The sequence below is a fragment of the Neorhizobium sp. T7_12 genome (genome assembly GCF_002968535.1).
GTDB lineage: Bacteria > Pseudomonadota > Alphaproteobacteria > Rhizobiales > Rhizobiaceae > Neorhizobium > Neorhizobium tomejilense.
Genome location: NZ_PVBK01000052.1, coordinates 1 through 768, shown reverse-complemented (window position 1 = coordinate 768; position 768 = coordinate 1). Strand labels below are relative to the sequence as shown.

Annotated in this window: 2 protein-coding genes; one reads left to right on the top strand and one right to left on the bottom strand. The window is 60.4% G+C overall.

Annotation, left to right across the window (positions count from 1 at the left end; genetic code table 11):
* On the bottom strand, positions 1–257 hold a 257-nt coding region (locus C5J26_RS32400; protein WP_172746240.1), incomplete at its 3' end, for a MarR family transcriptional regulator.
* A gap of 81 nt (positions 258–338) precedes the next feature.
* On the opposite strand from C5J26_RS32400, the gene C5J26_RS32395 reads away from it, so the two are divergent.
* Positions 339–749 (top strand): DoxX family protein, encoded by a 411-nt coding sequence (locus tag C5J26_RS32395; RefSeq protein ID WP_105405493.1) that lies wholly within the window; start codon positions 339–341, stop codon positions 747–749.
* The last annotated feature ends 19 nt before the right edge of the window (positions 750–768 follow it).

Genomic DNA, 768 nt, shown 5'->3' with positions numbered 1-768 from the left:
ATTCGGTCGAGAAGCCGGGAAAGATTGTGCTGCGCCAAGAGGGTGCGCTCCTCGATCTCGTAGGGCCGCAAGCGACCACCCTCGGCCCGCGACAGCTCCAGCAGCACGTCATACCAGCCAAGCGGGGGAAGATCGGCCGCCTTTAAATCCTGCTCGATCGCGCCAAGCACGAGCTGCTGGGCGCGCATGAGACGCACCCAAGCCCGCGTGATGGCGGGAGAGGGCTCCTGTGCTTTGGTATCTGAACAATCGGACATAGATGCAGATACATGTATCTTGACGGACAAGGCAAGCCCTCATATAGATGCAAGTACATCTATAATCGGAGATCGTTTTTCATGACCCAAGAGCAATTAACGGACTACGGGGCAACGCTGCTGCGCGTCAGCCTCGGCGTGATGTATCTCGCCCATTCCATCGCGCTCAAGCTGTTCACCTTCGGCCTTGCCGGTACGGCGGGCTATTTCGAGTCCATCGGCCTGCCCGGATGGCTGGCTTATGGGACCTTTGCCGCCGAAGCCGTGGGCGGCACGATGCTGGTTCTCGGCATCTATGCGCGTTGGGTGGCCGTGGCCCTGATCCCGGCACTTCTCGGCGCGATCATCTGGGCGCATGGCGGCAATGGGTGGGTGTTCAACGCGCCGAACGGCGGTTGGGAATATCCACTCTACCTCATCGTCCTGTCTATCGCGCAATTTCTGCTTGGCGACGGCCGCCATGCACTCCGCCCCTCCCCCTCCCTTCGCTGATCTGCCCAAGGAGATTTCA

What these genes read in the sequence shown, in the direction of transcription:
- C5J26_RS32395 (WP_105405493.1), top strand. Translation starts at nt 339, where the DNA reads ATGACCCAAGAGCAATTAACGGACTACGGGGCAACGCTGCTGCGCGTC.